Source organism: Siansivirga zeaxanthinifaciens CC-SAMT-1 (genome assembly GCF_000941055.1).
GTDB classification, from domain to species: domain Bacteria; phylum Bacteroidota; class Bacteroidia; order Flavobacteriales; family Flavobacteriaceae; genus Siansivirga; species Siansivirga zeaxanthinifaciens.
In genome coordinates this window covers 2,672,102-2,690,287 of record NZ_CP007202.1, presented here as the reverse complement: position 1 = coordinate 2,690,287, position 18,186 = coordinate 2,672,102, and the positions used below count along the sequence as shown (strand labels likewise).

At 32.0% G+C, this 18,186-nt stretch carries 11 protein-coding genes and 1 other RNA gene; 4 read left to right on the top strand and 8 right to left on the bottom strand.

Annotated elements, in window-relative coordinates; translation table 11 throughout:
* Nucleotides 1-2: 2 nt before the first annotated feature.
* Nucleotides 3-1,037, bottom strand: coding sequence for a glutaminyl-peptide cyclotransferase (locus tag AW14_RS12065; protein ID WP_044639049.1), 1,035 nt, complete (start codon nt 1,035-1,037; stop codon nt 3-5).
* A gap of 88 nt (nt 1,038-1,125) precedes the next feature.
* Between AW14_RS12065 and ffs the strand changes: the two genes are divergently transcribed.
* An RNA gene (gene ffs, locus AW14_RS14715) (signal recognition particle sRNA small type) lies at nt 1,126-1,224 on the top strand.
* A 137-nt stretch (nt 1,225-1,361) separates the two neighbouring features.
* Entirely contained in the window at nt 1,362-2,165 is an 804-nt protein-coding gene (locus tag AW14_RS12060; protein WP_044639048.1) for an SDR family oxidoreductase, read from the top strand.
* A gap of 5 nt (nt 2,166-2,170) precedes the next feature.
* Here AW14_RS12060 and AW14_RS12055 read toward each other — a convergent pair whose 3' ends face one another.
* The gene (locus AW14_RS12055; RefSeq protein ID WP_044639047.1) at nt 2,171-3,592 is read right to left on the bottom strand and encodes a TlpA family protein disulfide reductase; all 1,422 of its coding nucleotides are present in this window, start codon (nt 3,590-3,592) and stop codon (nt 2,171-2,173) included.
* Between the two features lie 312 nt (nt 3,593-3,904).
* Here AW14_RS12055 and AW14_RS12050 point away from each other — a divergent pair, with 312 nt between their 5' ends.
* Nucleotides 3,905-5,527, top strand: coding sequence for an ABC-F family ATP-binding cassette domain-containing protein (locus AW14_RS12050; protein ID WP_044639046.1), 1,623 nt, complete (start codon nt 3,905-3,907; stop codon nt 5,525-5,527).
* A 67-nt stretch (nt 5,528-5,594) separates the two neighbouring features.
* Here AW14_RS12050 and AW14_RS12045 read toward each other — a convergent pair whose 3' ends face one another.
* Nucleotides 5,595-5,837, bottom strand: a complete 243-nt coding sequence (locus tag AW14_RS12045) for a putative signal transducing protein (RefSeq protein WP_044639045.1) — start codon at nt 5,835-5,837, stop codon at nt 5,595-5,597.
* A 148-nt stretch (nt 5,838-5,985) separates the two neighbouring features.
* Here AW14_RS12045 and AW14_RS12040 point away from each other — a divergent pair, with 148 nt between their 5' ends.
* Nucleotides 5,986-6,720: a sulfite exporter TauE/SafE family protein gene (locus AW14_RS12040; protein ID WP_245617587.1), complete on the top strand. Its 735-nt coding sequence runs from the start codon at nt 5,986-5,988 to the stop codon at nt 6,718-6,720.
* Nucleotides 6,721-6,756: 36 nt separating this feature from the next.
* Here the strand turns inward: AW14_RS12040 and pheT are convergent, their stop codons facing one another.
* The 5 genes from pheT to AW14_RS12015 all read right to left on the bottom strand — a co-directional run bounded on the left by pheT (nt 6,757) and on the right by AW14_RS12015 (nt 18,133).
* Nucleotides 6,757-9,183 (bottom strand): phenylalanine--tRNA ligase subunit beta, encoded by a 2,427-nt coding sequence (pheT, locus tag AW14_RS12035; protein WP_044639043.1) that lies wholly within the window; start codon nt 9,181-9,183, stop codon nt 6,757-6,759.
* A gap of 219 nt (nt 9,184-9,402) precedes the next feature.
* Nucleotides 9,403-12,072 carry a T9SS type A sorting domain-containing protein gene (locus AW14_RS12030; protein ID WP_044639042.1) on the bottom strand — a complete coding sequence of 890 codons (2,670 nt, stop codon included), beginning with the start codon at nt 12,070-12,072 and terminating at the stop codon, nt 9,403-9,405.
* Between the two features lie 92 nt (nt 12,073-12,164).
* On the bottom strand, nt 12,165-12,641 hold the full coding sequence (locus tag AW14_RS12025) for a hypothetical protein (protein ID WP_044639041.1): 477 nt from the start codon (nt 12,639-12,641) through the stop codon (nt 12,165-12,167).
* Between the two features lie 72 nt (nt 12,642-12,713).
* Nucleotides 12,714-15,125 carry an alpha-ketoacid dehydrogenase subunit alpha/beta gene (locus AW14_RS12020; RefSeq protein ID WP_044639040.1) on the bottom strand — a complete coding sequence of 804 codons (2,412 nt, stop codon included), beginning with the start codon at nt 15,123-15,125 and terminating at the stop codon, nt 12,714-12,716.
* A gap of 173 nt (nt 15,126-15,298) precedes the next feature.
* Entirely contained in the window at nt 15,299-18,133 is a 2,835-nt protein-coding gene (locus AW14_RS12015; RefSeq protein WP_052647496.1) for a gluzincin family metallopeptidase, read from the bottom strand.
* Nucleotides 18,134-18,186: the final 53 nt, after the last annotated feature.

The following is an 18,186-nucleotide window of genomic DNA, read 5'->3' as shown; positions in this document are numbered from 1 at the left end:
GCTTATTTTTCAACAATTTCTACTTCAAATAATTTATCCCAGCGTTTTCCGGTTACAAAAATAGTTTTGGTTTCTGGGTTGTAAGCTATACCGTTTAAAACATCCAGTCCTTCATGTTGTGTTACTAATTTTTTAAGAGGCGAGAAATCGATAACCCCAATAACAGCGCCGTTTTTAGGATTAATAATAGCAACACCGTCTTTTTGATATCGGTTGGCATAAATTTTCCCTTCAATCCATTCCATCTCATTAATTTCAACAATTTTACCTTTGTTGGTATACACTTGGATGTAATCTTCTTCGACTAAAGTTTCAGGATTTAATAACCAAATAGTTTCACTGCCATCGCTTTTGTATAAAGAAGTACCATCGTTACAAAATCCCCAACCTTCTTTACTTTTACCATATTTAAAACTACTTATTTTTTCTAACGTATTCAGGTCGTAAACAAAACCAGTGTTTTCTCTCCAGGTAAGCTGGTATATTTTGTTATTTAAAATGGTTAGTCCTTCGGCAAAATATTCGTTTGCTAAGTTTATATTTTTTAAAACTTCGCCCGTTTTGTAATCTAATTTTCTTAAACGAGATTCTTTGTATTGTCCGTCACTTTCATATAAAACGCCATTATAAAACTCTAATCCTTGGGTGTAAGAAGTGATATCATGCGGATATTCATTTATAATTTTATAAGTAAACACTTTTGGAGCCTCACTATTTAAAATGGTAATAGTGGTATTTACAGTTTGTTTTTCGGTGCCCTGAAAAACAGTAGCTTCAATTATATGTTTGCCTAGTTTAGATTCACTTAAATTAAGTGGCGATTCAATTTTTTTTCCATTTAAAGTATAAGAAATAGAATCTATAGGCAGGCTTTTTTTGTTTTCAATAGATAGCGAAAGGCTTTCATTATTAGAAATATCACCTTTTTTGGCATTCGTAATTATAGAAAAATCGTTTTTTTTAATGCCAGAATTAGAGCCACAGGCTGTAATTATGAGTGTTAAAAATATGATTGTTAAGTGTTTAAAAGCTTTCATGTTTTTATTATAATTTGAAGCAAGATATTTATTTAAAATCAGTTTAAAAAATCATTGTGAAAAAATTAAAAGATTGTATCTTTGCACCCGGCAAGTCCTACACAACCAGCTCCTGTTGAATCCTCCAGGGCGGGAACGCAGCAAAGGTAAATGGTCGTAGCGGTGTGATGTAGGTAGCTTGCCTTTTTTTGTACCCTTTACTGAAGTAAAAAAAAGCATCTTTTTTTAAGCTTTCTACTCAAAACTTTTCTTTTTACCTGTAATTGTCAATTTCATTATTAATTTTACATTCTTAATTATTAATTATCAATTATCAATTGAAATATGTCTAAAGTTGTTTTAATTACGGGAGGATCATCAGGAATTGGAAAATCTATCGGTGAATATTTAACAGATAATGGCTTTATAGTTTATGGAACCAGCAGGCAGCCAGAAAACTATCCAAACAGCAAGTTTCCAATTTTACAATTAGATGTAAAAAATGTTTCTACCATAAAAAGTACTGTTGACACCATCATTGAAAAAGAAGGCCATTTGGATGTGGTTGTTAATAATGCAGGCGCAGGTATAACTGGAGCTATTGAAGAAATTCCTGAAGCCGAGATTAAAGCCAATTTTGAAACTAATTTTTTCGGACCTATAAATGTGATAAAACAAGTTTTGCCTCAAATGCGTAAACAGCAATCGGGGTTAATTATAAATATTACATCGATAGCTGGTTATATGGGATTACCTTACAGAGGTATTTATAGTGCAAGCAAAGGTGCTTTAGAGTTGGTTACTGAAGCTTTTAGAATGGAATTGAAGGCATTTAACATAAAGATGACTAACATTGCACCGGGCGATTTTGCTACTAATATAGCAGCAGGCAGATACCATGCGCCGTTGTTAGAAAACTCCCCATATAAAAAACCGTATGGCGATACTTTAAATTTAATGAATTCGCATGTAAATAGTGGAAGCGATCCGCAAATGATGGCTAAGGCAGTTTTAAAAGTTATAAATACTAAAAACCCCAAAATTCATTATAAGGTAGGTGAATTTTTGCAGAAGTTTTCTGTGGTTTTAAAACGAATTTTACCCGATGTTGTTTACGAAAAAATGCTAATGAATCACTATAAATTATAAGCAGTTTATCTGTTTATTGCACCTAACAACTGCTCTTCGAAATTGGAAGTAAACATATTACTATTACTGTTTACAATTTTTTGATGTCTGTCTACAATAATAGTTTTTGTCATAGGACGCACAGCCAAAGTAACCACAGATTTATCGGGGTCTTTAAACGCATATTCATTTTGTAAAGAAATATTATTAATTTTTAATGCGTTCTTTATTTTAAGAATATCGTTATCATCGATGTTAATCATTATAAAATTAACATCTGGATATTTTATTTTAAGTTCATTAATTTTTCTGTGGCTGTCTTTAAAATGGTCTAAATAGGCATGAGACCAAAACGAAATGACTGTTGGTTTTTTAATTAATGAATTTATATCAAAAACATTATTGTTGTAATCAACTATTTGTATTTCAGGGAGTATGTTGTCTTGTTTTAAATTGTTTAATGAATCTACATAATTATTTATAGCTGTTTTATCTGCTTCGTTTTTACTCTTTTTTAAAAAAGATTTTAAAATGGTATTGTTATTATTTTCATCGGTACTTCTAGATAAAAAGTTTAATGTAAAATTGTATAACAAATCATCTTTTAAAGTCTGATTTGTAATAAGGCTATCAATAATATTTAAACGGTCTAAACTATAGCATATTGATGCTCTATCAAATTGCTTATTAGCTTCATGACTCATATGCTCACTTAAAGCAATGTTGTTAATGTTATGGTTTATAAAACGATTGTAATAATAGTAATCTTTAAATAGGGCATTATTGTAATCAATATCTTTTCTATAATCGTAAAATGAAGCAGGAATGGCTTTTAAAATGTCCCACTTGTTGTGGCCATAATGCACAAACGGATAAACCTCTTTACTTGAATAGTAATTGTAGTTTATGTTAGCTAAAGCAATTTCTTCGAAAAGGGGAGATGAATCGTATTTGCTTATAAATTTATCGAATTTTGCCAACTTAGCGTTTTTAATAGAGTCTACACGACTAGAGTATTTATTAGGCTCTAATTGACATAATTTGAAAATCTTTTTTTCTTGTATTTCGTTCTCTAAAAACTCTTCAATTAAATAATTGTTTTTTTTGTCACCAAAACCACTGTAAACCAAAGACTCATCAAACTCTAAAGTATTTAAACGAAGTAATAAACTATCTTGCGGTTCTAGCAAAACCATTTGAATTTCACCACCGTGGTGGTAGGTATAAAGTCCGGGATTTAAATTTTCAATTTTATATAAAAAACGATTTTTAGTATCCAGTTGAATAGTATCAATAACGGCATCCCCTTTAGATAAAATAATGTAGTTGTTGTAAGGGTTAATAATTTCACCCCCAAAATAAGCATAATTAGCAGCTGCTTCTTTTTTGTCTTTTTTACAACTAAAAAGCATTAATGTTACTATTATGGTTGTATAAATTAATCTCATAATTATCTATTCAATAAGTAGAAATACCATACTTAAACTAAACAAAAGTATCATTTGTATTCTTAAACTCTTGTTAATGCGTTGTTAAATGTTAAATTATCATTAAGTTTTGATGTGACTTTCTTAATTACAATCTATTTACCAACATTACTAAAATAAGCTAACTAAGTTTCGACTTACGGTTTGAATTTTCTACTTTTGCACAAACTTAGAAAAAAAGATATTTGTCAAGGTGTATGTCTAATTTTTAAAAAGGTTTTAGTTACAATAAAGTAATACAAAAACATCTGAGAAAAATTTAAACAGTTTTATATGTTATCAGTATCAAATCTTTCAGTTCAATTTGGAAAACGCATATTATTTGATGAAGTAAGCACTTCATTTACTACAGGAAATTGCTATGGTATTATTGGTGCCAACGGCGCTGGAAAATCTACATTTCTTAAAATTATTTCGGGTAAGCAAGACCCAACTTCTGGTACGGTTCATTTAGAACCAGGAAAACGTATGTCGGTTCTGGAACAAAATCATAATTTGTATGATGAGCACACTGTTTTAGAAACTGTTTTAATGGGGAATAAACCTCTATACAAGATTAAATCTGAAATGGATGCTTTGTATGCAGATTACTCTGATGAAAATGCAGATAGAATAGGGGAGTTACAGGTTCAATTTGAAGAAATGAATGGTTGGAATGCCGATAGTGATGCTGCTGCCATGTTATCTAATTTAGATATTAAAGAAGATTTACATTATGTGTTAATGAAAGATCTTGATGGTAAACAAAAAGTACGTGTGTTATTAGCTCAAGCTTTATTTGGTAATCCTGATGTTTTAATCATGGATGAGCCTACCAACGACCTGGATTATGAAACCATTTCTTGGCTAGAAAATTTCTTGGCTAACTATGAAAACTGCGTTATTGTTGTATCGCATGACCGTCACTTTTTAGATGCCGTTTGTACACATATTTCAGATATAGACTTTGGTAAAATAAATCACTTTTCTGGTAACTATACCTTCTGGTACGAGTCTTCGCAATTAGCAGCGCGTCAACGTTCACAACAAAACAAAAAAGCGGAAGAGAAGAAGAAAGAACTAGAAGAGTTTATTCGTCGTTTTTCTGCCAACGTTGCAAAAAGTAAGCAAGCGACCAGTAGAAAGAAAATGATTGATAAACTTAATATTTCAGATATTAGACCAACAAGCCGTCGTTATCCTGCCATTATTTTTGAGCGCGATAGAGAAGCGGGTGATCAAATTTTAAATATTCAAGGCTTAGCAGCTTCAATCGATGGTGAAGTATTGTTTAAAGACATCGATTTAAACCTAGCTAAAGGCGATAAAGTGGTTGTGTTTTCAAAAGATTCTAGAGCTACCACAGCATTTTATCAAATATTAAATAATAAACAAAAGGCAGATGCTGGTACGTTCGATTGGGGTGTTACAACGACACAATCGTATTTACCATTAGATAACAGCGAGTTTTTTAATAACGATTTAACTTTGGTAGATTGGTTGCGCCAATGGGCTACTACCGAAGAAGAACGTGAAGAAGTTCATATTCGTGGGTTTTTAGGAAAAATGATTTTTAGTGGAGAAGAAGCGCTTAAAAAATCGAATGTGCTTTCTGGTGGTGAAAAAGTACGTTGTATGTTAAGTAGAATGATGATGGTTAGAGCTAATGTTTTAATGTTAGATGAACCAACAAACCATTTAGACTTAGAAAGTATTACAGCGTTTAATAACTCACTAACCAATTTTAAAGGCACCATTTTGTTTACAACACACGATCACGAATTTGCTCAAACCGTAGCAAATAGAGTCGTAGAATTAACACCAAATGGAGTAATAGACCGATATACTACTTTCGATGAGTACATGCAAGATCCTAAAATAAAGGAGCAACGCAACAAAATGTATGAAATAGTGTAGTTTGTTTAAGCACAAAAAAAAGGAGCGATATTTAAAATATCGCTCCTTTTTTTATATTATTTATTTTTTATTGATATTCGGAATTTTCAGAAATATTTTTAATGATCTCTGAAGCTTTTTCAAGCTCATCGTTATTAATGTAGACTTCCTGAAAACCAGGTAAAATACCACCACCAAAACCTCCCAGTCTAGCCGATTCGGTTTGATCTTTAATCACTGGAATAATATCTAATTCTTTTAGTTCAGATACAATGCGTTGCACCATTATAAAGTTTCCCGTAAATATTTTTGTATAGCTAGAATGACTCATGATTAAAAGTTTAAAAATGTTGTTACTACAAGATACAATTTTTTAATTTCATTTTATTTAAAATTCACTTGAAATTAACACGCTAGTTATATTTTAAAACCGATAATTTTCAGCTATTTATTGCGTATATTTAATAAAACAATACATTTTGAAAAATATAGAATATATGTTTTTAATTTTGGCCTTATTAGCCGAAGTTATTGGAACCATTGGAGGCTTTGGTTCGTCTGTATTTTTTGTTCCTATTGCTAATTTTTATTTCGATTTTCAATCTGTTCTAGGGGTTACTGCTATGTTTCATGTAGTTAGTAATTTAAGTAAAATAGCATTATTTAAGAAAGGTATTGACAAAAGACTGATTTTGTATATTGGTTTGCCAGCCATTGGTTTTGTTGTTCTTGGTGGTGTTATTAGTAAGTATTTAAATTCGCAATTTCTCGAAATTATCTTAGGCGTTTTTTTAATAGCCTTAAGTTTACTTTTCATAATTAAAAAAGATTTAGTTATAAAACCTAAAAACAAAGAAGCTGTTATTGGTGGCGGGCTCTCGGGTTTTGTTGCAGGTGTTTTAGGAACCGGAGGCGCTATTAGAGGGCTAACCATGGCAGCCTTTAATCTGGAAAAAAATGTGTTTATAGCCACTTCGGCTATTATAGATTTTGGTGTCGATTTTAGCAGAACCATTGTCTATTTTTTTAATGGTTATATAACAAAGGAAATTTTAATTTATGTTCCTTTTTTATTTGTAATAGGTATTTTAGGAACCTATATTGGGAAGCTGGTTTTGAATAAAGTTTCTCAGGAAAATTTTAAGAAAACATCTTTAATATTAATCTTAATAATTGGTGTTATTACATTAATAAAAAGCGCACTAAATTTTTAATTTAATGCGCTTTTAAAAATATCAATAAATGATGTTTTATCTTAATTCTGCACCTAACTGATTTTCGAAATTAAACTGTAATTTACTCATAATCTTATCTATCTGCGTATCGGTAAGTGTTTTGTTTTCGTCTTGAAGTGTAAAACTAACAGCATAGCTTTTTTTACCTGCAGGTAAATTTTTTCCTTGATAAACATCAAACAAATTAATGCTTTTTAAAAGCTGTTTTTCAGTTTGTTTTGCAATTTTATAAATAGACTCAAATGTAATATGGTCGTCTAGTAATAAGGCAAAATCACGTCGAACTTCTTGATATTTAGAAATTGGTATAAAGGTTATTTTATTACGTTTAATAACATTTAATATAGTATCCCAGTTAAAATTAGCGTAAAATACCTCTTGCGAAATATCAAATTGCTTTAAGATGGATTTTTTAACCAATCCGAAGTCAACTAAACTCATTTTTCCAAGGCCTAAGCTTACACCTTCACTAAATAAATCGTTATCAATGGGTGTTTCGTTGTATTTAGAAATACCCAAACGTTCCAAAACGCTAATAACATGGCCTTTTAGATAAAAGAAATTACTTTTTGTACTAAGAGCACTCCAGTTTTCGGGCGATTTATTTCCTGTTATAAATAATGATAAATGCTTAAATTCTTCTCTTTTATCGCCGTAACCATGATAGGTTTTTCCGAATTCAAAAAGTTTTAAATCTGAATTTCTTCTATTAATATTAAAGGAAACAGCTTCTAAGCCAGAAAACAATAACGATTGTCTTAAAACCGATAAATCGTTACTCAAAGGATTTAAAATACTAATATTATGTTCTTCTTTAAGTTGTTCGCTCAATGCCACATAATTAGGAGTTGTAAGCGAATTTGAAAGAATTTCAAAATAGCCTTGCGCAGCTAGTTGATTTCCAATAATATTCTGAATTTTATAATCTTCAAATTTTGATGAATTTGAAATGGAAGCATTTAATTTTTCGGTTGTTTTAATATTGTTGTAACCGTAAACACGTAATATTTCTTCAATAATATCGGCTTCACGTTGTACATCATTACGGTATGCAGGCACGGTTAATCCCAAGCCTGTTTCGGTAACATTATTAACTTTAATATCTAAAGACGCTAAAATACGCTTGATAATCTCTTTCGGAATTTCTTCACCAATTAATTTTTTAGCATTTTCAAAACTTAAGCGTACTTGAAAATCTTCAATTTTGTTTGGGTAGAAATCTGAAATATCACTGGTTATTTCACCGCCAGCAATTTCCTTAATTAGTAAAGCAGCACGCTTTAAAGCATATTCTGTAATATTTGGGTCGATACCACGTTCAAATCTAAAAGAAGCATCGGTGTTTAATGCATGTCGTTTGGCTGTTTTACGAATGCTTACCGGATTAAAATAGGCACTTTCTAAGAAAATAGCCGTTGTTTCGTTAGATACACCCGAATGTAAACCACCAAAAACACCCGCAATACACATTGGTTTTTCGGCATCACAAATCATTAAATCATCTTCATGTAACTCACGCTCGATGCCATCTAAAGTTGTGAATTTGGTTCCCGATGGTAGCGTTTTAACTTCAACTTTATTTCCTGAAATTTTAGCAGCATCGAAAGCATGTAGGGGTTGGCCTAAATCGTGAAGCACATAATTTGTAGCATCAACAATATTGTTTATGGGGTTTAATCCAATGGCTTTTAAACGGTGTTGAAGCCATTTTGGAGATTCCTGAACCTTGATCCCCGAAATGGTTAAACCACAATATCTAGGTGCCAATTCTTTATCGAACACTTGAACATCTAATTTTAAAGTGCGGTTATCTACATGAAAAGCACTCACCGATGGTGTAATTAGTTCTAGGTTTATATCTTTTTGTAATAATCCGGCTTTTAAATCGCGGGCCGTACCAAAATGACTCATAGCATCGGCACGATTTGGAGTTAAGCCTATTTCAAAAACCTGATCATTTTCAACTTCAAAAATGCTGGCAGCTGGCGTTCCTACTTCTAAATTTGCATCTAAAACCATGATGCCTTCATGAGATTTACCAAGACCTAATTCATCTTCAGCACAAATCATTCCGTGGCTTTCTTCCCCACGAATTTTACCTTTTTTTATGGTCCAAGCTTCGCCTTCTTCAGTATATAAAGTGGTTCCAATGGTTGCAACAGGTACTTTTTGACCGGCAGCGACGTTTGGTGCGCCACACACAATTTGTAAGGGGGCTGCTTCACCAATATTAACAGTTGTGATTTTTAGTTTATCGGCATTAGGGTGCTGTACACAAGTAAGTACCTCTCCAACAACAACGCCTTCTAAACCCCCTTTTACAGATTGATATGTTTCAATACCTTCAACCTCTAATCCTAAATCTGTTAGTAATTCGCTAGTTTGTTCTGGAGTCCAATTTGTTTTAATAAATTGTTTTAACCAATTGTATGAAATCTTCATAAATCATTTCGTGTTTTGAGTTGGCAAAGATAAAATATTGTGGTTAGCATTCAAACAAAGCTTAGTAATTTGTGGGTTTTGTTATAACTTTATTTTATTAGTGGTTTTTACATGGCAAATAGATCTGTTTTTATTATAAATAAAGAAAATAAACAAAAAAACAGGCTCCGTTTTTAAATAAAACAGAGCCTGTTAGAAAATAAGCTTTTTAATGACTATTTAGTCTATTAAATATTTTAATTTTTTAGTTGAATTGCTTGTGTTTATTGTAATTAAGTAAATACCTTTTGCTAAAGTTGTACTCGGTGTAAAATGAGAAACTTTATTTGATGTATGGTTAACTGAAAGATCAATTTCCTGCCCTAAAGTTGTAAACATTCTAACATTATTTTTAGTTAAATAAGGCAAATTAATATTGAAACCTTCCGATGGTTTTGATGGGTTAGGGTATAGTACAACTTGATTTAAATTAAAATCTTTATTACCAAGTGTGGTATCTGTTAATGTTAAACGTAAGATACTCGGGCTACCAGAAACCACCTCTAATGTATAAGTACCTGAATATCCAGAAACTAATACATCATCGAATAAGCTTCCAGAGTTTAACGACGTAATACTACCTGCAGTTACAATATCGAAAACTTCGTTTCCTACGGGTGTGTATTTAAAATCGATTAAAAGATCGCCATCTATGGTAAACGCATAGCCATCGGCTTTAGTTGTTGTGTATTCTGTATTAGATTCAATTTCAACAACATGTAAAGAGTTGTCGTTTAAAACTTTATCTTGTCTAATGTCGCTTTCTCCATATCTAATTACGTTATAAGGTGTATCTCCAATATTATTCCCATCGGTATCTCTAAGGTAAGTCGATTTGATATGATCGAACCATTCGCTGTAAGCTTCGGGAGTTACAATTTCGTATTTTCCATCATAAACATCTAATCCGTTACCACGATTTAAATTTGCATCAGAAATGCCTTTTGATACTTTCCAAGTTGGATTTACAGTAAAGTAGTAAGATTTTCTTCCTTTATTAAATTCTAAATCGGATGCATCGTAAATACCAGCGTCTAAAAATACGGGTTCATTATTTGCAATACCATCTTCAACACCAGGGATATTATCAAATAAAGTTTGAGCATTTTTTAGGTGGTTATTCACCCAATTGTTATCTGCTATAGTAACATTAAAGCTGCCAGCTCGGGTAACTAAATCGGTAATAACACCGGGTTCGACACCCATTGCGGGTAGTCCGTCTACAATAGTAAAATCGCCATTAGGTGCATTTTTAAAAAGCGAAGTGCCTAAATCGTCGGCAACATCAACAGGCGCAATTGGTCCGTGTGAGGCATAATTGTCATTATAAGTACTGCCTGTGCTTCCAATAGATTCAGCTAACTCATAAGGTTGTCTGCTCGCTGCAACATCAACAGCGTTATTAAAACATTTAAAATTTAAAAATGGGGTTCCAGAACCTGTAAAACCTGTGGTTGTATCTGTAATACCATCTGCTCCCGTAGGCTCCGTACTAAATAAAGAATTGTTTAAAACTTCTAGATAGTTGGTAGGTTTTATACGTATTCCATCAATTTTAAAATAAGCCACGATATTATTTTGAATACGCGCTTTCATACCTAAATCATGATTAGGAGTTTCATCAATTAATATAGGTTTTCCTTCATCTAAAGTCATGTTTAAATACCCTTTAGTAGGAACCCAAGAATAGATGCGTTGGTGGATATTAAATAATAAATTACCATCAATATCCCATCTGTATTTATTAGAATCGTCTGGGTCGTTGGCAGGGAAACTTCCAGAGCCTTGTTGTCTCATAATGCCGTGACCACCGCTTAATGAGGTTAAGGCAATATTGTAAATAACATTTCCTTTGATAGTTACATAGCGTCCGTCTTCAATATTTACTGCTTTTTGATAAAAATCATGTATCGCATTGTTTGTTATTTTTATGTCTTCCGCATCTTCAACTTGAAAAGCAATAGCGCCACCAGATAAAGCAGATGGAAACAATTCGGGTTGCCAAACATAATTAGCTAAGATGGTCCAGTGATCGGTTGTATTCGATTGGCCATCTAAATTAAAGTCTTTAAACTCTATATTTTTAGCACCACCATAAAATCTAATATTTCTATTACTACTAAAACGCATCGTCACTTTTTTGGTAAGTTCTGGACTAACAACAATAGGAGTTGGCGAATTTGTTGTAATATTTATAGGGCTTAACACATCGTAAGTACCTTCTTTAATATATACATTAGGAATGTTGTTTGAAGCTGCCGTTTCAATGGCAAAAGGAATGGTTAATAACGGAGCACTTGAAGAACCTATATTGTTGTCATTTCCATTATCTAAATCTACGTACAATTCGGTGGCACCCGAATAAATGTTTTCTACAAACGAAATCTTTTCAATTTCAACATTTACATCGTTACTGTTATGTGTTGAGCCACCTGCAGTTCCATCATTATCTTTAAAAGCTAATTGCAGGTCGTTTACTGTGCCTGTCCATGTAACATCTGTCATGTTAATAATGTAAGTTTCAAAAGTGCTTGAACCAGGCGTTACAATGGTTGACTTAAAATTAGCTCCATAATTTATTCTAAGTAAGCTCGGCCCACCAGTTGCAACTTTCATTTTTATAATAGCAAATTTGTATAAATCGGCATTTACATTAGCAGTGGCATGATCTAGCCTAGGGTTGTTTTGTCCTTTAGTAGTTAAAATGAGGCTACTCGGATTGTAACTTACATCAAAACGATATTCGGTCCAGCCATTTAAACTATTGTTGTTAAATGTCCACGGATTTTGAGCGAAAGCACTAATCGTTACCAGTAAAATAAATACGAATGAGAGATTTTTTTTAAACATTGGGGAAATTTTAAATTACAATTTATTAACAAATGTAAATAAAAACCATGGATTGTATTACAAACCAAGTAAGGAATTTTTCTGTTGAGAATTTAAAATTGTAATTCTTGTATAAGAAGATTATAGTCATACTGAAGATCTTCGTGAAAGGTTGCTATTGTTTTTTTAGCTAATTTTAGTTGGTTTGAATACAAAATGAATAACGTTGTATTGTTTTTAATACTTGGCTTAAAATCTTTTAGTTTTTTACAAAAATATAACAGCAATTCTACTTCGGTTTCTTTTTTTTGGGAGTAGCGGGCAAACTTTTTTATGTTTTTTAAAATTTTACGTACACTTTTTTTGATGTAGAAATAACTGTTGGTGTTTATCGTTTCAAATGCTTCATCGATATATGTTTTTACCGATAAAATATAATCATCTTCATGGTGCGCATAAAATAACAAATAGGTGAGAAGCTCTTTGTTTTCCTTTTTAAAACGGATAAGCTTTAAACAGATTTCCTGTATTTCATTACTTGAAAGCGTTTTTAATTCTTTTTTTATATCTACAAGCGGACTAGCTTTCATGGATGGTTGTTTAATTTATTAATATAAAAAAACCATCTAATTTAGATGGTTTATATTGTATTACGTGTTTAATTATCTGAGTTTTTTAAATTTCACAGGATTCGCTTCGTGCATGATCCCATAAATAGCTTCAAAAATATCTTCTGCTGATGGTTTTGAGAAATAATCGCCATCGTTTCCAAATGCAGGTCGATGTGCTTTAGCCGTTAATGTTTTTGGCTGACTATCTAAATACTGATAAGCGTTTTGAATGTTTAAAACTTCATTTAAAATAAATGCTGAAGCGCCTCCAGGGACATCTTCATCTATAATAATTAATCGGTTTGTTTTTTGAACACTTTTTGAAACATCCTGATTGATATCAAATGGTAATAGCGATTGTGCATCAATAATTTCAATATCAATTCCAATAGCTAACAATTCTTTTGAAACGTCTTCTACAATTCTTAATGTAGAGCCATAAGAAACAACGGTTATGTCTGTTCCTGGTTTAATGGTTTCTACAACGCCAACCGGAGTTCGAATATCGGCTAAATTAAGTGGCATTTTTTCTTTTAAGCGATATCCATTTAAACATTCTACTACAATAGCAGGATCATCGCCTTGAAGCAAGGTGTTATAAAAGCCTGCAGCTTTGGTCATATTTCTTGGTACCAAAACGTTAACGCCTCTAACCAAATTTAAAATACCACCCATGGGTGAACCCGAGTGCCAAATACCTTCTAATCGATGTCCGCGAGTACGAATTATTAGAGGGGCTTTTTGTTTTCCTTTTGTTCTATAATGAAGCGTCGCTAAGTCGTCGCTAATTATTTGTAAAGCGTATAAAATATAATCTAGGTATTGAATTTCTGCAATGGGGCGTAACCCACGAAGCGCCATACCAATTCCTTGTCCAATAATGGTTGCTTCACGAATGCCTGTGTCTGCGATGCGTAGTTCGCCAAATTTTTCTTGTAAACCTTCAAGTCCTTGATTTACATCACCAATATTCCCGGTGTCTTCTCCAAAAATAAGAGCATCGGCATGATTTGTGAAAATATGTTCGAAATTATCTCGCAGAATTATTCTGCCATCAACTTGATTTGTTTGCTCGTCGTAAATGGGTTTAACTTCTTTAATTAACGCATTGTTTTTTGAAGTTTCAGAATATAAATGAGAGCTAAATTTAGGTTGAATTTTATCAAAAAATGAATTAACCCAATTTACCAGAATGTCTTTTTCGGTAAAATCTTCATTAATGGTATAGCGCAAACAACGTCTAGCGTTCGATAAAATATCTTTTCTGGTTGGTTCGTCTATTTGTGCTAAATGGTCTTTTAATTTTTTAATAAAAACACCATTTACACTTATTTCCGAAAGCTTAGTAAGTATAGTAATAAGCTCGCGTTGTTCTTGCAAAATAGGTTTTAAGAAAACATTCCAAGCATTTTTTCGAGCTTCTTTTACATCTTTTTTAGCCGAACGTTCGATTTCAAAAAGCGTTTCGTTTGTTGCTATACCACTTTCAATAATCCACTCGCGCATTTTTAAATTACAATCGTGCTGTTTTTCCCATTCTAAACGCTCTGTACTTTTGTAACGTTCGTGAGACCCCGATGTCGAGTGTCCTTGAGGTTGCGTTAATTCTGTAACGTGAATTAAAACAGGTACGTGCTCATTTCTGGCAATATTAGCGGCTTCTTGATATGTTTCAATTAAATTGGCATAATCCCAACCTTTTACTCTTAATATTTCGAAACCGTTACCGTATTCATCGCGTTGAAATCCTCTAAGAATTTCAGAGATATTTTCTTTTGTTGTTTGGTGTTTTGCGTGTACCGAAATACCATATTCGTCGTCCCAAATACTAATAACCATAGGTACTTGTAGCACACCGGCTGCGTTAATTGTTTCAAAAAACAGGCCTTCACTGGTACTGGCATTTCCAATGGTTCCCCATGCAACTTCGTTACCTTTTACAGAAAATTTAGAAGCATTAATATCTTTTAGTTCTCTAAAAACTTTCGAAGCTTGTGCTAAACCCAATAAACGTGGCATTTGAGCAGCGGTAGGAGAGATGTCGGCACTCGAGTTATATTGCTTGGTTAAATCTTTCCAGGTGCCATCGTTATTTAAGCTATGCGTTACAAAATGTCCGCCCATTTGTCTGCCTGCAGACATCGGGTCTAATTCTATGTTTGTGTTTGCGTATAAACCTGCAAAAAATTGTTCAAGAGTAAATTCGCCAATGGCCATCATGAACGTTTGGTCTCTGTAGTATCCCGAACGCCAATCGCCTTTTAAAAAGGCTTTTGCCATGGCGAGTTGTGGTACTTCTTTACCGTCACCAAAAATGCCAAATTTTGCTTTGCCCGTTAAGACTTCTCGGCGCCCTAAAAGACTGCATTCCCTACTTCTAACAGCTATCTTGTAATCGTTTAAAACTTCTGTTTTAAAATCTTCAAAAGATAAGTTGTTTTGTAAGTCTGGTATGGATTGCATAGTTGGTTAGATTTTTGCTTTTGCAAAAGTATATAAACTTTGTTGTTTATGCAATTAAATTTAATGCTAAAACCATGGTTTTAGGTATAAAATATTCAATTATTATATTTTAAATTATTGAATTATTACTAATTTATTGTTTTTAGTAATAATTCACTAAATTTTTACTTAAATTAATACCAACGTCTTCTAAATAATCCTAGTAACACTTCAGGGTCTAAAGTGAATTTAAATCGTATTTTTTGATCGTAGTGAGGTTGACCAATTTCCCATCCTAAATTAGAATAAACTGGAAAATATATTTCGAAGTAATCTGTAACCAAATCGACTCTAATACCAGAATCATACACAAATTTTGCATTATCCCATTTGTTTTTCACCACGCCTATGTCGCCATAAGCTAAAATGTATTTCCATAAGGTTGTACTGGTATTCATGGTGGAAATCCATTGATTTGCGAAGGGTGAATTTAATTTAGATTTGAATCCGCCTTCGGCAGTTATGTATTGCTGACTAAAAATACCACTAGCTTCCGAGCGGCCTAAATAAGGATATTCGAAAAGATAATCGGTTGGTCTATCTAAAGCAAAACTAAAGTAATTTGAATTGGGATCGTTTTTATTTTCTATAAAGGCACCCGTGAAGAAACGTAGGTTTAATTGACGGTTATTTTCAAACAAGCGTCTGTACTCATAATTAAAAGCTACTTTCGAGAAGGTTTTACTCAATTGAAAATCGGCATACCATTTACTATATCTTATTAAATTGTCGTTTGAATAAATATATCTTGCATCAAAAACATTATAATTAGGTTCTGTAGTTGTTAGTATATTGTCTAAATCACGATCTCTATTGATGCTTAAATATCTAAAAATAAGCGATCTTCTTTTGTTCGATCTTAAGTCGTCTGATTCTCTAAAATAAAATGAAACCGATGGTGTAATTTGTTTTACAAACAGATTTTGTGCATACGATTGATACCCGGCAATGACACCATAATTAATAGCGAATAAATCTGTATTATCAAAATATTGGGTGATTGATGCATTTCCAGATCCTGTTAAAGAGCCCGATTTTAATGAATATTGCGGTGCAATTTTGTAGTTAAAGCGTTTTCTTAATAAGGTTTTATTGTATGCTTTAACACCTAAGGTTAAACCATCGTATATGTTATTAAATTCGACTAAAGGCATGAAGAAAACTTGATTGTAATTAGGATCTTCTATGTCTTGAAATAATCTGAATTGTAAAGGTTTGTTGTTAAAGAAAAACCCTTTTAAAGATTTCCAATTATCTCTTAAATTAATCTCAGGAATAACATTGTTATAATTTAAAACTAACTTATTAGCTTCTGTTTTTGGAATGGTAATGCTTTTTTTGCCCTGAATATCTTCAATCCAAATTTTAGATAAAATACTATCATTATTTAGGGTATATAATGATATTGGCATGTGGTTATCTCTTTTATTTTTTATGGTTATGGTGATGGAATCTTCACCTTTTATAACTTTTTCAATTTTAAAATCTATTTTTTTTCTTGTATTAATATAATCGGTGAAAAACCAATCGATATTTTTATGCGTTTTAGATTTTATAAACGTTTCAAATGCTTTTGTAGACGTTTGCTTTAACTTGTTTTCTTTTACAAAGGTTTCAATGCTCGACTCTACAACATCACTATTAACGAAATCGTCTAAATATTTTAAACCAACGCCGGCTTTGTATTTATTAGCAATGTTGGCATTAAATTTTATAAGCGAATCTTTCGAAGTGGTTAATGGCTGGTCTCTGTTAGTTCTAGCCATTATCATATAAGCCAAAATGTATTTATCGTTAAATTTCATATCGGCAGCATGAAACGATCTAACACCCCAAATGTTAGCAATGCTTCCTAAAAACTTCATGTCTGGATAATATTCATCAATATAATCCATTAAATAATAAACCATAATGGCGTCAATTAACCACTGTTCTTCTCGCGGATTAATTATTAAGGTGTTTTCTAAATAATTAAGTAAACTAATTTTTAAAATTTTTAGTTCGTATTGAAAGTGATTGGGATATGTTTTTATAAAACTTGGCAGAAAATTAAGCCCGTAAATGGGGTTTTTATTGTAATCTATTTGAGAAAGCAGTAGTTTTTTATGAGGATAATTACCAAACTTATCAATTAAAAAACGGCTTACCTTATCTTTAATCATGATTGTTTCAACAGGCTCTAAATTTTCTTCATCAATATTAGAAACGAAAGTTAATTCGTTGGATGTGATGTTTTTAAATGTTTTAGATTGACTAATGAAAAGTTTATTATTGTTTCTGCTGTTGCCTTTAAGTTTGAATATTTTTTTGTTGTTTGAAACAAACGTGTCTTCCATTTCTAATTCTGAAGCCAAAAAATAATTTGAAGGTATTTCAATATTTAATGATACATCGGCTAGAGGAATGTACATATCATCTAACCCTTTATTACTGTAATATTGCCATTTACCATCGTAAACGGCAGGGGTAATATACCAGTACCTTAAATTTAAATCTTTGGTTTTGGTAATACCATATTCTGTGAATTTATCACTAGGAATTTGTACTATGTTTTCAATTTTAATGGTATACGATGTATGTGCCTCGAGAGGCTTATTCAGTTTAACCTTAACAATATCAATTTGGTTTTTTAATGAATGATAACTAAGACTGTCATTATCTTGTTTTATGGATGTTATTACCGAAAAGCCACGCTCTTCATTTTTAGCTAAATGAAAATCATTTTTGTATTCATCGGCAATGCGTTGTGCTAGTTGAGTGTGCTTGGTAGCATAACTATTATTCCAATCGTTTAAATATATATAATGAAGGGTGTCGTTTGTTGCATTATAATATTGAATGGTTTCAGAAATAAGAATCTGTTTTTTTTCAATATCAAAACGTGCTTTTAAATCAATTACATTTTGACCAAAGCATGTCATACTTATTAGTACATTTATGGTAAAAATTAGTAAGAGACGTAATTTCAATTTTTTATTTAAACATTAAGGTTAATAATAAACGTAAGGCCCTGCAATATATA

Bases quoted from the DNA above. Each gene is read 5' to 3' on its own strand.
- AW14_RS12045 (WP_044639045.1), bottom strand. From the start codon at position 5,837: ATGAGTCATTCTAGCTATACAAAAATATTTACGGGAAACTTTATAATG.
- AW14_RS12055 (WP_044639047.1), bottom strand. From the start codon at position 3,592: ATGAGATTAATTTATACAACCATAATAGTAACATTAATGCTTTTTAGT.
- AW14_RS12060 (WP_044639048.1), top strand. From the start codon at position 1,362: ATGTCTAAAGTTGTTTTAATTACGGGAGGATCATCAGGAATTGGAAAA.
- AW14_RS12050 (WP_044639046.1), top strand. From the start codon at position 3,905: ATGTTATCAGTATCAAATCTTTCAGTTCAATTTGGAAAACGCATATTA.
- AW14_RS12030 (WP_044639042.1), bottom strand. From the start codon at position 12,072: ATGTTTAAAAAAAATCTCTCATTCGTATTTATTTTACTGGTAACGATT.
- AW14_RS12020 (WP_044639040.1), bottom strand. From the start codon at position 15,125: ATGCAATCCATACCAGACTTACAAAACAACTTATCTTTTGAAGATTTT.
- AW14_RS12025 (WP_044639041.1), bottom strand. From the start codon at position 12,641: ATGAAAGCTAGTCCGCTTGTAGATATAAAAAAAGAATTAAAAACGCTT.
- AW14_RS12065 (WP_044639049.1), bottom strand. From the start codon at position 1,037: ATGAAAGCTTTTAAACACTTAACAATCATATTTTTAACACTCATAATT.
- pheT (WP_044639043.1), bottom strand. From the start codon at position 9,183: ATGAAGATTTCATACAATTGGTTAAAACAATTTATTAAAACAAATTGG.